The organism is Niallia sp. Marseille-Q9988, assembly GCF_976954375.1.
Genome location: NZ_CDRJSZ010000001.1, coordinates 313,683 through 328,038 on the forward strand (window position 1 = coordinate 313,683; position 14,356 = coordinate 328,038).

The 14,356-nt window shown below is 34.0% G+C and carries 14 protein-coding genes; 1 reads left to right on the forward strand and 13 read right to left on the reverse strand.

Annotated features, from left to right (window positions below; genetic code table 11):
• Positions 1–5: 5 nt before the first annotated feature.
• From ACWNMZ_RS01550 to ACWNMZ_RS01600, 11 genes are all read right to left on the reverse strand, one after another.
• Positions 6–1,373, reverse strand: a complete 1,368-nt coding sequence (locus ACWNMZ_RS01550; RefSeq protein WP_026682630.1) for an NAD(P)-binding domain-containing protein — start codon at positions 1,371–1,373, stop codon at positions 6–8.
• Between the two features lie 85 nt (positions 1,374–1,458).
• A complete protein-coding gene (locus tag ACWNMZ_RS01555) occupies positions 1,459–1,959 on the reverse strand; it encodes an arsinothricin resistance N-acetyltransferase ArsN1 family A (protein ID WP_026682631.1) in 501 nt (166 codons plus the stop codon).
• Positions 1,960–2,031: 72 nt separating this feature from the next.
• Complete coding sequence (locus tag ACWNMZ_RS01560) at positions 2,032–2,496, reverse strand: MarR family winged helix-turn-helix transcriptional regulator (RefSeq protein ID WP_026682632.1); 465 nt, start codon at positions 2,494–2,496, stop codon at positions 2,032–2,034.
• A gap of 524 nt (positions 2,497–3,020) precedes the next feature.
• Positions 3,021–3,893 (reverse strand): NYN domain-containing protein, encoded by an 873-nt coding sequence (locus tag ACWNMZ_RS01565; RefSeq protein WP_026682633.1) that lies wholly within the window; start codon positions 3,891–3,893, stop codon positions 3,021–3,023.
• Positions 3,894–4,020: 127 nt separating this feature from the next.
• Positions 4,021–5,877, reverse strand: coding sequence for a TnsD family Tn7-like transposition protein (locus ACWNMZ_RS01570; RefSeq protein WP_026682634.1), 1,857 nt, complete (start codon positions 5,875–5,877; stop codon positions 4,021–4,023).
• A complete protein-coding gene (locus ACWNMZ_RS01575; protein WP_251685483.1) occupies positions 5,874–7,487 on the reverse strand; it encodes an ATP-binding protein in 1,614 nt (537 codons plus the stop codon). Before ACWNMZ_RS01575 ends, ACWNMZ_RS01570 begins: the two co-directional genes overlap by 4 nt.
• Positions 7,471–9,597, reverse strand: a complete 2,127-nt coding sequence (locus ACWNMZ_RS01580; protein WP_080848939.1) for an integrase catalytic domain-containing protein — start codon at positions 9,595–9,597, stop codon at positions 7,471–7,473. The genes ACWNMZ_RS01575 and ACWNMZ_RS01580 overlap by 17 nt, the downstream gene beginning before the upstream one ends.
• Complete coding sequence (locus ACWNMZ_RS01585) at positions 9,581–10,426, reverse strand: TnsA endonuclease C-terminal domain-containing protein (protein ID WP_080848940.1); 846 nt, start codon at positions 10,424–10,426, stop codon at positions 9,581–9,583. Before ACWNMZ_RS01585 ends, ACWNMZ_RS01580 begins: the two co-directional genes overlap by 17 nt.
• Positions 10,419–10,772, reverse strand: coding sequence for an AraC family transcriptional regulator (locus ACWNMZ_RS01590; RefSeq protein ID WP_080848941.1), 354 nt, complete (start codon positions 10,770–10,772; stop codon positions 10,419–10,421). The genes ACWNMZ_RS01585 and ACWNMZ_RS01590 overlap by 8 nt, the downstream gene beginning before the upstream one ends.
• A 109-nt stretch (positions 10,773–10,881) precedes the next feature.
• Positions 10,882–11,451, reverse strand: a complete 570-nt coding sequence (locus ACWNMZ_RS01595; RefSeq protein ID WP_080848942.1) for a tyrosine-type recombinase/integrase — start codon at positions 11,449–11,451, stop codon at positions 10,882–10,884.
• Between the two features lie 149 nt (positions 11,452–11,600).
• Complete coding sequence (locus ACWNMZ_RS01600; protein WP_251628831.1) at positions 11,601–12,317, reverse strand: hypothetical protein; 717 nt, start codon at positions 12,315–12,317, stop codon at positions 11,601–11,603.
• Between the two features lie 267 nt (positions 12,318–12,584).
• On the opposite strand from ACWNMZ_RS01600, the gene ACWNMZ_RS01605 reads away from it, so the two are divergent.
• The gene (locus ACWNMZ_RS01605) at positions 12,585–12,869 is read left to right on the forward strand and encodes a hypothetical protein (RefSeq protein WP_251628829.1); all 285 of its coding nucleotides are present in this window, start codon (positions 12,585–12,587) and stop codon (positions 12,867–12,869) included.
• A gap of 192 nt (positions 12,870–13,061) precedes the next feature.
• Here the strand turns inward: ACWNMZ_RS01605 and ACWNMZ_RS01610 are convergent, their stop codons facing one another.
• On the reverse strand, positions 13,062–13,943 hold the full coding sequence (locus ACWNMZ_RS01610; protein ID WP_251628827.1) for an LPO_1073/Vpar_1526 family protein: 882 nt from the start codon (positions 13,941–13,943) through the stop codon (positions 13,062–13,064).
• Positions 13,933–14,136, reverse strand: a complete 204-nt coding sequence (locus tag ACWNMZ_RS01615; RefSeq protein WP_251628825.1) for a hypothetical protein — start codon at positions 14,134–14,136, stop codon at positions 13,933–13,935. Before ACWNMZ_RS01615 ends, ACWNMZ_RS01610 begins: the two co-directional genes overlap by 11 nt.
• Between the last annotated feature and the right edge of the window lie 220 nt (positions 14,137–14,356).

Genomic DNA, 14,356 nt, shown 5'->3' on the forward strand with positions numbered 1-14,356 from the left:
CAATTTTAGCAGCATGAATTTGAACTACAGGATGCTTTTGTAACATTTAGATTCGTACTACATACACCCGTTTCAGGTAATTCCAACTCAACCTTCTCTGAGGCTTCGTAGTCCCCTGATATGTATGCTACAACGGAGCGAACCTGCTCATATCCTGTCGCCATTAAAAATGTTGGTGCTCGACCATAGCTTTTTGCTCCAACGATATAAAAATCTTTTTCAGGTTGCCGTAATTCTTTTTCCCCATGAGGACGTACCGTTCCACAACTATGAATATTAGGATCAATCAATGGAGCGAGAGCTTTGACACATTCCGTTGCTGTATCAATGCTGGTCCTCACTTCCCGAAGGATTGAAAAGTCTGGACGATTCCCTGTATTGACAATCATTTCATCTATATCTGAATAGGTTTTTAAGTCATCTTTAGTCTCCCCTACTAGCTCTATTTTCCCATTTTCCCCTTTAATGTTTTGAATCCTAAAAGGAGTAATAACTTGAACTACGCACGAATCCACTAATTTGTGTATGCGACTTCCTAAATCACCTCTCGCCTCGAGTGCATCCAGTTCCTCTCCTCCATAAGCCTCTTCAACTCGCACTTTTCTCAAAACCCATACAATTTCTGTTGCGGGATATTCTTCTCTTAATTTTGCTAACTCTAATAATGAATTGATTGCAGAATGGCCACTTCCAATAACAGCAACACGTTTATTTAGATAACGGCTTTTACCTGCTCCTAGAATATCTGGGATGCCATAGAAAATTTGATTTTTTATGGCTTCCTCTTCTTTTAACCAAATGCCATTTGAATTTGCAGGATTAGGATTACCCCAGGTGCCTGTTGCATCAATAACTGCTCTCGCCTCAAACTTTTTAAATTCGCCATTTTGCTCTGCATAAATGACAAATGGTTGTTTTTCTCGATTAGCAGTTTTCATTTTATCCATATTTTTTCGGCTAATTGAAAAAACCTTTGTATTAGCAAACAAAGATTTTTTAATTTCAGGAGTATTTGCCAACGGCTTTAAATATTGATCAACTAATTCTTTCCCAGTAGGTAATTCATTTAGGTCTGGCTCAGTCCAACCTTGTTCTTTAAGAAGTTTAGATGCCGTCTCATCAATGTTATATCTCCAAGGTGAAAATACTCGAACATGACCCCATGTTAGGATATTCGCCCCTACTTGAGCTCCAGATTCTAAAAGAATAAATGGTTGATCATATCTTGCTAAATGGGCTGCTGCTGCAAGACCTACAGGGCCCGCCCCAATAATTGCAACGGGTAAATGTTTGTTTTCATCTTTATTAGTTTCTTTCAATTCCTCTTCAGCTTGACAACAGGTCGGTTTGATTTCTATCCATTCCATTTTCATCTTTCCTCTCATTATGTTTTTTAAAGAAGACTACTTCGACTTTGTAACTGAGATATTTGCTGTATGTAAAATCCAGATGCTTAGATTAACAATTTGCACCTAGTATTTTTTCCATCGCCATTACATCTACAAATTCACCATCAAGAATTCCTTGATTCTTAAATATCCCAACTTGGCGATACTTCAATTTGTTATATAAGCCTTGACCTATAGAGTTAAATGGGAAAGTAAATAAAACTAATTTATAAAAGTCATGATTCGATGCTTCTATTTCAAGTTGTTTTAGCAACCTTTGCCCAATCCCTTTCCCTCTAAAATCACGATGGATATAGACCGAGATTTCCCCTACTCCCCTATAGGCATCTCTAGGATTATAAGGACTTATGGCTGCCCATCCGACAATGTTTCTTTCTTCATCCTCTGCGACCAACCCAACGTATCTCCCCTGACGATGAAGAAACCAGGAATGGATATAATCTTGATCTTTCGTTCTAGTTTCAAGTGTGGCAATCCGATCCTCTATTCCTTGATTATAAATCTGAAGAACTTTCATCAAGTCTTTTACTTCGACCTCCCTAATGATCATTAATCACCCCTCCTTTAATTGCTAAAATCAACACTTGATAAAGTCAAATATCACCCAAAAGGAAACCACTATTTATTTAGTGGTACAACAACCAGAACCAGATCCATCATTCATCCTCATGGCACTCAGTAAGACCTGTAAACTATCTATAACCTGATCCTTTTTATCATCTGGAATGAATCCTAAAATCTGCCCAATGTATTGATTCATTTGACCGGAGATTTCGTTTGCTTTTACTTGCCCTTCTTCAGTAAGTAATAAAACAACATAACGTCTATCGTTTGGATCTGGGGTTCGAGAAACATACCCTAATTCCACCACTTTATTGATTTGCCTACTTAGCATTCCGGTATCCATGGATAATTTCTCAGCCAGATCAATTAAGGAAATACGGGGATTTTTATCCAGTTCATATATAATGTGACTTTGCAGGACTGTTATTCCGCAACATTCTGAACCTTCACGCTGTAATAAACCAAAATCACGAACCAATTGTTGAAGAATTTCTCTGATCTCAATTGCTTCTTTAAAACTCATTTTTTCATTCACCTCACAGTAAATGATATATACAACAATTGACTTTGTCAACTATTATTCAAAAGATTGAAAGGATATTGTGCAAAAAGGATGAAATCACGATTGGATTCTTTTCGTTGTCTACCTATGTAATTTCCTTTTCCATTCCATTTACACTCTGTTGAGGCATAACTAACTGATTTGATTATTTATGATTGTTATGGAATCACTTTTTTACCTTCTTATTTACCTATTTTCCAATCCTATAGGGCATAAATTCATTTATTTTGAAGGTTCACCAAATGAGAAAAGATCCTTCAATTTTTAGAAGGATCTCCTCAAAGCGTTCTTTTAATTCGTTCTTTAATTCGTTCATTTATAAATCGTTCTTTTTGAATCTTCATCATCATTATATTCATTTTTAGAGAAAAATACAACACTTTCTTTAAATTTTTTTTAACTCTAAAGATTTTTTGATTCTTTGAGAAGGAGATACCAGTGTTTGTTTAGCTAAAACATCTAACATAAATTAATTAATTTGACACTTATACTAAGGATTCTTCTCTTGTTTCATATTTAACATTTATTTCCTCGTCCAAGGTTAATCCTAGCTCATTCAGCTTTTCGGGGTTTATAAAATTAGCTTTTCTTGTTGTTTCCTTATCCTCTATATTAACTTCTACCTCTTTAATAATAATTAATTTTTCATTTTTAAAATAATCCAGTATTGCAGAGGAATCAGATGGTTGCAAATTAAAACTTGACTCATCATTCAAAAATTCTAAAATATTTTTTTGATAAATTACTGTCAGAGGTTTAGAACCGTATTTAACAAATAGTCTATTCATTCCTTTATTAATACAATTTAAGTATTTTAACTTTTCCTCATCACTTGATTCTATATCTTCTATATCAAAAGGTCTGTATGTTTCCACACCTAAAATATCCTCAATCTTCTTTACATTAATCCTAGTTTTTAGGCTTTCTACGTATCTTTTTTTTACTTTAGATTCTAAGTATAAAAGAGTTATTTCTTTATCTTGATAACTAAGCTCTAAAATTAGAGGAAGCATATCAGAATCCGAGGAAACAATTACATAGTGTTCGAACTTACGAGTATTATATAGCGATTTAATTACATCAATCGCCAAAGCTAAATCAGACGCATTGGTTTTTCCATCTCCAATGGAATTAATATGCCGTAACTCTACTAAATTCTCCTGTAGATCACTTATTTCATTATTTGCTGTCTTAAAGTCACAAAACGCTTTAATAAGTTGGACTGAATTTTCCTCTCCTAATGCTAAATGTTCTAGTATTTTTTTTACTACTTCACTTGTTTTAAACTGGGAATATGATTCATTAATAGAACGGTATAAATTATCATAATCCATATATACTGCTGTCGCTTTCCCCATATCTATACCCCTTAAATTAAAATTAGTAATAATTTCCTAAATTTATTATACTGAAAACCCCTCTTTTTTACTATAGAATAGTAGACACTTTTCAAAACACTATGTAATCACTTGCACCGGGATACTATTAAATACTGAAATTAGTAATTTGTCGTATGTACTCACTTACCTCTTCGTAGAACTTTTTATTAATCCCGGCATTCCTAAGCACCTTCCATACCTTTATTTCATCTTCGTCATTATTCATTAAACCAATTACATAACCTATTCTTCGTACACGAAAATCCTTTTCTGACTCACAAACATCATCTACCAATGCTTTGGTTTTTGGCATCTTATCTAAATGTTGCTCCAATAACGCTCTTTCTCCAATTACATCACCAATCCTCTTAACTGTAACCCTTTTAGGCTTATCGTTGTAATATCTAATTTCATCCATAGACTTTTGTACACTAGCTAATATCTCTTGGTCTCTTTTCTGCCAATCCACTCTCTTATTATCGTTTCTTCTCTTTTTCAAATTAGGTGAATTATTTTGAAGCCACTCATTATCATTTCTATATAGATAGGCATAAGTTGCTGGATTAATATTTCTTAGTTGAGTCTTAGATAGCCGTGGATTCTCGCCTTGCAGCTGCATCCAAACTTGTCGATATCTTTCGATAGTTCCACTCTCATCCTGCTTCAAAACTTCTTTTGTTGATTTCTCTATCCCCTCTTTTTCTGATTTATATTTAATCACAGTTCCGGGATCAACATTTAATCTTCGAGCAATCTCCCGATAACTGAGTTTTTCTTCTAACAAAGTTTTTAATACCTTGTTCCATATAGGACCAAAATCCATAATCCGTGTATAGCGGTACTGTCCTGTTTTTTCTGGGTCCTGTCCTTTTCTTGTATAAGAAAATCCACATACAGGACAAGTAAATCTCCCAATAGGTTTCTTTGTTTTCTCACATATTCTTACAGTTACTTCATCAATAACCTTCTTATGATACTTGGGACAAACGACATTAAGGCAAGGCCATTTAGGCTTTCCGAAAGGATAACTTTCAAAAGAATTGCCCTTAAATATTGAGTTAGTATCTAATCCAAGAAAGGTTAGCATTAGAATGTGATAATAAGGATGAAATGACTTTCGATGTTTACGGGATATATTGGCTATCCAAGAATCGGATTGCCGTATTTTCACATGCAGATTTTCCAAAACTTGCTGTGAAAAATATGTATGAAAATCATCATACAACTTTTTCTGATAAACCTGTCCTCTATAACTAGCGTAACCTTTTTCCATTAAATGATAGCGATAAAACTTTGTGAAATGGGAAAAGCATTGATTTTGATATTTCCTATTCAATAAATGCTCTGCTCGTAAAACAATATCCTTGAGATGTATTAGGTTGTTCTCAGTTATTTTTCTCTTTCTTTTCAAATCACAGTTGCTGGTGGTTGGTAAGATAAAAGCATGTTTATTAGAATGAGTTATCAATACATCGCTATCCTCTAACCACAACTCATGCTTAGCACAAATGAGATTTCCAGGTAACTGATGAAGGCGATGCCAGTACAATTCTCGATACGTAGCTATATCTTCTTCAGCACAGGCTGAACAATATTTTAAATACCTGTTTTGTGGTATCGAACTTGCCATAATACCCGATTGCATATAAATCTTCTTTCCGTCATCACTTGTCATAGACTCATAAATTGATTGAGCCTTTTCTGTTGGCAAGAACACTGTATAAAAAGGATACATTGTATGTTTCTCTATAAGCATCTGTTCGTTCAATGTCGTGTTTTTAGGCAAATGCTGAACTAGAGAGGCAATTCCAGATGGCAAAAATACCGAAGCACTTATCGTCCTCTTACCGAATAAATCTTCCAATGTGTGTTTCCAAAAAACATTTCCTGATCGGATGTGATACCGAGCAATAATACTATATAAAAGTTCATCAGGATATGGGGTTGGGAATTGTATAATCATGAAACATCACGCTCAGGGTAATCCTGCTTAATTACTCCAGCATCTAGTAGTGCTTGATACGCAATTATTTGTTGTTCTTTCCCTTTTTTTATAATGGTTCTTAGGTCGTTACTTATTACTTTATCCGTACTTTTTTCATTATTGTTTAATAGAAGAAAAACATCTTTTACGACTTGTGATACATCCCTTATTTGATTGTTCTCAGAAACAACTTTTTGTGCTGCCTTAACAGCAACATCATTATTAAAACCTAGCATCCCTAAACGGAAAACAGTATCATCAATTAATTGTACTTGCTCATTTTTCCGTTCGGCTCCTTCTTGGAGTGAGTTCAGTACCTGATTTTGATCAACAATAATCCGTTCTTGTTCAATAAAGTCCTCAATATTTGGTAGCATTATGTCGTCATATTTTACTAGCTTGCTATAGTCCTTGCTCTTTAATGTATTTAGCATAGGCTGAACCATTTTTAATTCTTCTTGAGCCACTTGTTTAATTAACGCAGTGGTAATCTTTTCATTACCACTACTAATAGCACGTAGCTGCACCATCATATAGAGCTTAATTGCGATGTCTGCAATTCCTTGAGACTCATTATATAGGGTTGAAGAAATTTGTTCTGTAATCGGTGATTCCTCTTTTGTCCACTGATATTTCCACATACCCTGAACAAATAAATCCCAAATAGCATCTTTTTCAAATCTATCCCACATGATGTTCCCCATATTAGTGCTTCTTCTTGCTTGTCTAAACTGTGATTGTAAGACATCCATTGCCTTTGGGGTTCCAACCATAATGAGAGGGATATTTATCGTATTGATTAACGCTGTAAAAAAGTTTAATATCTGTGCTGAGCTAGAGCTTTTTATACCCTTTAAATGTTGTAACTCGTCCAGGAATAGCATGCCAAGGTTTATACTTTTAGCAATCTGAGCCATAATGGGCATTAGCTGACTTGTTGACAAATGACTGTTTACGTATCTATTAAAATAGTTGGAGCCTAGAAGTAGATCTACTTGATACATAAAATCGTAAATAATGGTTTTTACGGAACCATCAAAAGGGGTTTCAATTTTTAAATAGGTTACTTGATAGTGATTTAAGGCTTGCCCTTTATATGAAACATGAGAAATGACCTGTGGAATGGTTTGCAAGACTCGCTGTAATGTACGTGTTTTTCCTACACCTGAGACCCCCAAAATACTCAATGTTTGTCCTGTCTGGATAATAGACTTATCAAAAGACTTATTTTGTATATTATTCCAGTTATCCACAAAAGTTTGTGCATAAGTAGAACTTACTGGATTGCGATAGGTATAACCAGTTCTAATTAACCTAGATATTGATGACTCAATTCTTAGATGGATCGGGATAGCTTGAAAATAATGCAGCAACCTAGAAATTAGATGAACTCTCTGATGGTCATTCAAATATCTTTCTTCCTTATTATAAGGAGGATACATGCTTAGACGGTCAATGACTTCCTCCTGAGAATAGATTGGCGGCAACGCCTCTATAAGAGGATTGCCTTGATATTCCAATATCTCTTGTTCCCTATATTCTGCAATTTGTGCCTCAGTTCCATTATGTAATTCAATTATCTCCATCATAAAGCACTTCCTTTTGTTTCTTTCGGAAAATATCCAACACTTTTACCGGTTCAGTATCATGATTTACTTCGTTCGATTGCTTTCCAATGTTATTTTGATCCACCACGGTTTGTTTTTCCCTTTTAAATATTTCTCTCTCTTTTTCTCGATTTTCTCTAATATTCTTTATATCTTTAGGAACCTCACCATTTAAGATTTGATTGTTAGCCTCTTTTTTCGCCATTTTAACAATCTCCTCTATGTCCTGAGCTAATTGAATTGCTCCATTTAAACTGCTTTCCTCATATTCTGCCTCTTGTTGCTTTCTTTCAGTTTTTAAACTCACAACTTCTTCCATCTTTACACCACGATACATTTCGTATTGTTCGATTAATGAACAAACTTCATAGTTCAACCTATCTATACGAATATAAATATTAGATACGTCTTGAGGATCATAATGCACCCCCATACTCCAACTGCCTTTTATTCGAGCCTTAGAAAACCACCGTTCTTTCAATGCTTTCGCACAAGTATAATAGAGACCTCCAAAGTTGATTCCTTTCGGGGTGATTTTTGCACTAGCTTTAGGTAAAACACTACTTCTGATCGCATCTAAAGGCATAGTTCTCAGTAATCCTGTTCCTTTACGCAAACCCCACTTAAATATTTCTATCGGTATTGGTGGGACCTTTTCTGCTATCATACTTTGCGTTAACGGGTAGTCCGATAAATAATTATGATTGTTATAATATAGAACCGTTCTGACTAAAATTTGGACGTACTCGTTTAGGTTTAACACTGCTTTCTTCCTGTAATCCTTTCCTCCACGCTTCATAAAATCTTTTTGGACCGCCCCAGGGAGGAATGGAGAGATGTGGTCCTGAAGAATGTCAAAGTATTTTTCGCATACGGCCTTTAGCTCAGGTCTGTACGGACCTAAATTTTGGATCTTAATGTTTAAATCCGCCGTGATTTGTGTTAATTCATTGGAAATCAACTCACTACCCCGATCCGCCAAAATAGTATGCGGAAGATAATGAATAGGCCAATCATTTTCATCAATATCCATATCGAGGGTCCGCTTGCAAAATTCCTTTTTATCTTCAAAGGCATTTGCAAGAGCCAACCTCAACGATTCTTTTGACATATTTTGAATTCCTGCATATACAGAAACAATACACCTGGAAAAAATATCCACAGTTAAATAAATGACAGGACGGCCAATCACTATATTCCTATCAAAACTTGAAACTAAATAAACATCACCAATGGTTGCATCAATGGCATATGTACCTATCCCCATAGAATCTTCTGTGGCTGAACCGGTTATAGCACGATAGTTTTGTAAAAATTCCCTTCTGCCCTCTCTTTTATGAATGGCATCTTCCGGTTTGTACCACTTGCGATACCAATAATAGAATTGGTCATATGAAATAATTGGCTTATCTAAATCTAATACTTTATAGCCTGACTTTTCATCCTCTTTGGAGAAATACTCCTTTACCATTTGCTGATAAGCATATTTTAATGAGGGTTTAGAACGAATAAAGTAGTATTTTTCTAGGCTAATTCTAATGATTTTCTTCCATTCATCGGTTATTGCTGCCCTTTGAATAGAGGAAGAGTAAGCGAAGGGTCTTCCTGCCTTTTTGATATATTTACGTTCCTTTCCTTGCTGTTTCCCACACTTATTAAAGTCGGGTAAGAGAGCATTCTTTACCATCCCTCTCGACCAATATCGTTTTAAATATTGTCGAATGGTCTTTGTGCTAAGGAAAAAATCCTTACTGGCCATTTTTATTAGCTCTGATCTCCTCTTTGGAATAAAAATGTCAGGAATTAAATAGATTTGATTTATTACTATCCATGCTTTATCACGTTTTTCAATTTCTATCCCAGATAAATCTTCTTCTTTCACGCTGAACGCCCACGGTTCAGTTGCAACCTTTGTAATCTCACCTTTGATCAAAGAGGATTCTATACTGTGTATTTCCTCACTGTAAGGAAATGATGGTTCACGGACATTAACTAGAAAACAAAGTTGATGCTCATTATCGACCCAAACTACCCTTTGAATAAATTCAGGATTTTCAGTGCTTTGTAATAAATCATTAATTACCAACTGCATACCTTACATCACCACCATTTTCACCAGTAAATTCAATATGATAATTTTCAATTTTATTAGTCAAATAGATTTTCCTGCTTAAATCCATGCTTACTTCTTTATGGGCTATCAAATGTTTAAATAAGATTAGACCCAATCCTTCATCCAAGCTATATTCTCTTTCCAATCGGGAAAAAATGCCTTGAAACGTATCCGATTTATTAGACAAATACTGAACTATATCTCTTTTTAAGTGGGGCAAATTCAAAGTAAGCAATGGATAATCTTGAATGTCATAGGAGTTCAATGCCCAGCCAATATTTCGTGCCAATTGTTTATTGATTTCTTTTTCTGTCACAATTCCAAAATCAATCCCTTTCTTTTCAAAATACCTTCTTTGTAGTTCCAATCTTTGCAAGGTTGCATTTTTCTCTAACTCCTGTGATTGCTTAATTATTCTTGCTTGATAATAAGGTTCTCCATTTTCCCCCTTCCTTGTTACAAAAAAAGAAACCGTAAAGATATGTGGTACTTGTGTCTTCGTATCAAATAGTTTCTTTGTAAGCTCCTCATCCACTTGGATATTCATGTCATGGAAATCTAGTAAAGGGTACTGCTCCCTTATGTCAGTAACATGGTCGTCAAATTCCAATAAGTAGAAGTAATATAACTGCATATCGCTTAATAGATGGTAGACCCTTTGAGTGGTATGACCAAAAATACGAGTAGATCTTCCTTTCGATGCTATGTCTTGAACTTGCAGCCATGGTTTATAGTCTTTTCCTGTTCCTTGACCTCGTTTTTCCATTAGGAACCTTTTAATAGTTGTTTCATTCCATTCTCTAATCATTCGGTATCCCCCTACTCCCTCTTTCTTGAAGAATAATGTGTTCATTATCAATTGCTGAATCAACAGTTGTTTTGAATTCACATTTAAAAAGATTAGAATATTCATCCCAACCATTAAATGGAGAGTAATTTTTATCCTGTGAATCATTAATACGACATAATTCTTCTTTTATCAGTGTTAATTGCCTACGGATTAAATAACGTAAGAACTGTGACCCTGTTACTTTTTGGAATTCAGAAACAAAATCAACATAAGAACAACCCGCCAATTCTTCTACATGTTTATTGCAAATCTCATCATGATAATGCTCATCAATGTATTGAATGACAGCATTAATTTTGTCCATCGTTTAGTAAGCCCCCTTAAATATAAAAAAGCATTTGTTGCGTTGACTTTTGTCAAAACGGATTGTTTTTTTTCTCCGTATAACAAAGTCAGCAACAAATGCCTCTATTTTATAAATTAACTTGTAAGTACAATTCATCAAGATCTTCTTGTAATATTCCAAGATACCTTTTAGTTTCCGCAACGGACCTATGATTAAGGGCTATACATATGTAATCAAGTGATATGCCTTTCTTAAAAGCCCAATAGCCCCAAGTTTTTCTCATTCCGTGCGTTGAGAATTTCTCTGTTATCCCTACCATATCACAGGCTTCATTCAACATTGATGCAGCATATTGCCTGGTGATAGGTTGATTGGTTCCCTTTCTACTGGTAAAAAGGAAGTCCTCCTGTTTCTTATCAGGAAACTCTCTATTAAATTCTTTAATACTTTTCGCTAAATTTGGCGTAATCGGGAACCGCTTATATTTACCAGTCTTCTTTTCATTCACTTCGATAAACTCTGTTGGCTTCCTACCGTCCCACACTTGATTCACCTTTAACATCAAAATGTCAGAAATTCTTAGAGCTGATGAAATACCGACCATAAAAAGCAAATAGTCTCTTTTATTTTTCCCTCGAAGGTATCCTTTCACCGCTTCAAGTTGTTTTAAATCTCGAATCGGATGAACAACTTTCACTTTAGTTCACCTCCTGTATGAATCTTACATATTCATTGTAAATCTCTATTTGAGTAAGATTCAACAGCCTAGAGGCAAAATCCAAAAATAAAAATGCCGATTTTATAGGATTTCCTTGTTTACACAACAGGGTTTTGTAAAGTCGCAGATTAATTAAAATCTATTCTATCAAAGTAACCATTTTCTAATTCGAATTGATTATACTCCAAGTTAATATCTCTTCTCAGTGAATTGTAATCCATCACAATGGTTCGAACTACTTTATTTATCAATTTAATTTCTTCATTATCAAAAGAATTTTGGACTTCATTATCTTCAAGCGACTTTGTACCAGAGTAATTACTATGAACATATCTATAAGCTACTGCAAGTTTTAATAATCTTTGAGATGAATACTCACCATTCTTAATGATATATTCACACAATTCCTTTTTATTGAAATTTGTCATTCCATCTGAAACTGCTGTTTCTTCATGATTGATCACCTTACCTGTAAGAAGCGAGGACTGTGTTCTAATTTTTGTCCTTCCTAATTCGAAGAAGGGTACTTCCTTAAATATTATTTCTTTTCCCATTTGTTTTTCATAAAAGTATCTTAAATATTCGGATTGAGCAACTATTGAATATAACTTTGCATACAATTCAGCATATTGCTTGTAGGAATAATCATTTTTAAAACTTACTTCTGATGAAAAATTTGCCATTTCCTTTTGAAACTCAATTTTTACTTCTTCTGTTTTCTTTGTAATCTCTTTAATGTCTTCTTTAGTTGCCAAGTTCTTACCTTTTTCCTTCATATAGCTTGGAAGATGATCTTTAACAAATAAACCTAAAATAAAACATAATACAGCAAATATCCATTCCATGAGAGCTCCCCCATATCCTCTTGTTGTTAGTCAATAATATTAGCTTTACTCTTTAAATCAGAATAACATATAATCTGATTTAATTATCTTGGATGTCCAAAAAGTATAGTAACAACTTTTAGGACTACTTGCTCGTTTACGATACCTCAGTTTTAGGCGGAATTATGTAATGTATAGCAATAACAAATTGTTTTTTGAACTGATTTATTGTTCTCAAACAAAGATAGCTCATATACATATATAAATAAACTATGGGCGTGATTATTTATGAGTGAAATCCAGTGTATAGTTTGCAGGGGTCAACACTTTCGTAAAGGGTATTATGAAATTGATGTAGATGTAGATATTTATCCAACTGCATATAATGATGTTAATGTTACTAGCAGGAGCAACGATGATGTACATATCTATGTTGATGTTGATGTGACAACTTCTATTGACAATGAAATAGTAGAAAAGGGGGATATTTTCTTAAACTTAATACCTGAAGAAAAGAATGGTTATAGTCGTTATGACGAACCTGTTGAAACCTATAAATATATTTGTTTGTGAAGATTGCGGTTATATAATGAGTTTCATTAAAGAAAAAACTGTAAAAAGTAAAATTGAAGAAAAGAAACGCAAACAAAAGGAAAATAACTATGATTGGTCAGACTTTGGAAAATAACGATTTTTAAAAGCCCTTATTAGAGAAGTTATTTTCCACTTCACTAAAAGGGCCTCATTGATTGTTTAACAAATAGTTTAACCCTTTATCCAAATATCTAATTCAATATTTGTGCCCATTACAGCGTTATAGTAAGCAACTGACACCGCTATCCCCACGCTGGTCAACGAATACTGACTAATCGTTGAATTATTCCATTTATCAAAAATTGACTCACTTAATTGATCAGTAATATATTGTTTTCTTACTGGTGGATCTAATACATCTAAAGTATTGCCTTCTATTTTCACTACCAGTTCGTCGGAATAGTTCCTTCTTATAAAGAACTCTAAATTTTGAGAAGAGAGCGTGGTAACATCGTTTGCCGCAACACCCACAAATATCAAATGTTCAAAGTAACTCTTATCCTTCAAAAAGTTTATTAAATCATCGGTTAAGAACTTCGACAGGGTTTCAATTAAATGTCGTGCATTAGCCAATTGGCAATTTTTCACTAAAAAGAGAGCTGTTATTAGTTTAAGTTGATGAATTGTTAACTTCGAGATAACATTTATGGACTCATTTAAAACAATACCTTTTAATGAACCTTCTTCTGTTTGGAATCTTTTCTTTAGTAAATCTGATAACAACTCTAACGTTAAAGGTTCACCTTTTCTTGCATAAGTCACCTGAGCATTAATTAAAGAATATTGAACATCAGGATTTTGTATCTTCTCCACCTTAGCTGGTGACTCTTTCTCTAATTTTGATAAAAATCTATCAACCAGTTGTTCCGCTCTCTCAACAGCCAACTTATTTGCCGATTCACTAAGTTCGTAAAAATTACTTTTAAAAACGTCTAATGCAATTTGTTTTACTTCAGTGTATCCTAAACCATTATGTTGATGAACTATGACCTTTTCACTTTGAATATTTGTAGAACTGTCTCCCGCTTTTATTTTCTTTCTATTACCGATCACGATTCTCACCGAATGTTACATGAACATCCCTTCCGCTTTGAATATTGGTTGAATTATTGCCGGAATTGATTACTTGTTGATTGTCTTTAGTTTTTCTGTTTTTTTTCTTTAAGAATAACCCCACTATAAAGGAAATTGTTGTCAATCCAATACCACTGAATAACCATTCCTTATTTTCAATTATCCAATCCAATGTTTTCACCCCTAATTTGATTTACCCTATCTACCATTATACTTTTAAATTAGTAGAGATTTCAGTATACTATTTTGTAATCATTTCAGTAATTTGGGAAATATGGAAAACAAACATTAACATTTTGTTATGAATAATCTTATAAAAAATTCCATCCATGATGAAATGAAAGAACTAATTTCATTATTACAAGAAAGGATAAAGAGCATCATATCTCTCT

What these genes read in the sequence shown, in the direction of transcription:
- ACWNMZ_RS01550 (WP_026682630.1), bottom strand. Translation starts at nt 1,373, where the DNA reads ATGAAAATGGAATGGATAGAAATCAAACCGACCTGTTGTCAAGCTGAA.
- ACWNMZ_RS01555 (WP_026682631.1), bottom strand. Translation starts at nt 1,959, where the DNA reads ATGATCATTAGGGAGGTCGAAGTAAAAGACTTGATGAAAGTTCTTCAG.
- ACWNMZ_RS01560 (WP_026682632.1), bottom strand. Translation starts at nt 2,496, where the DNA reads ATGAGTTTTAAAGAAGCAATTGAGATCAGAGAAATTCTTCAACAATTG.
- ACWNMZ_RS01565 (WP_026682633.1), bottom strand. Translation starts at nt 3,893, where the DNA reads ATGGGGAAAGCGACAGCAGTATATATGGATTATGATAATTTATACCGT.
- ACWNMZ_RS01570 (WP_026682634.1), bottom strand. Translation starts at nt 5,877, where the DNA reads ATGATTATACAATTCCCAACCCCATATCCTGATGAACTTTTATATAGT.
- ACWNMZ_RS01575 (WP_251685483.1), bottom strand. Translation starts at nt 7,487, where the DNA reads ATGATGGAGATAATTGAATTACATAATGGAACTGAGGCACAAATTGCA.
- ACWNMZ_RS01580 (WP_080848939.1), bottom strand. Translation starts at nt 9,597, where the DNA reads ATGCAGTTGGTAATTAATGATTTATTACAAAGCACTGAAAATCCTGAA.
- ACWNMZ_RS01585 (WP_080848940.1), bottom strand. Translation starts at nt 10,426, where the DNA reads ATGATTAGAGAATGGAATGAAACAACTATTAAAAGGTTCCTAATGGAA.
- ACWNMZ_RS01590 (WP_080848941.1), bottom strand. Translation starts at nt 10,772, where the DNA reads ATGGACAAAATTAATGCTGTCATTCAATACATTGATGAGCATTATCAT.
- ACWNMZ_RS01600 (WP_251628831.1), bottom strand. Translation starts at nt 12,317, where the DNA reads ATGGAATGGATATTTGCTGTATTATGTTTTATTTTAGGTTTATTTGTT.
- ACWNMZ_RS01605 (WP_251628829.1), top strand. Translation starts at nt 12,585, where the DNA reads ATGAGTGAAATCCAGTGTATAGTTTGCAGGGGTCAACACTTTCGTAAA.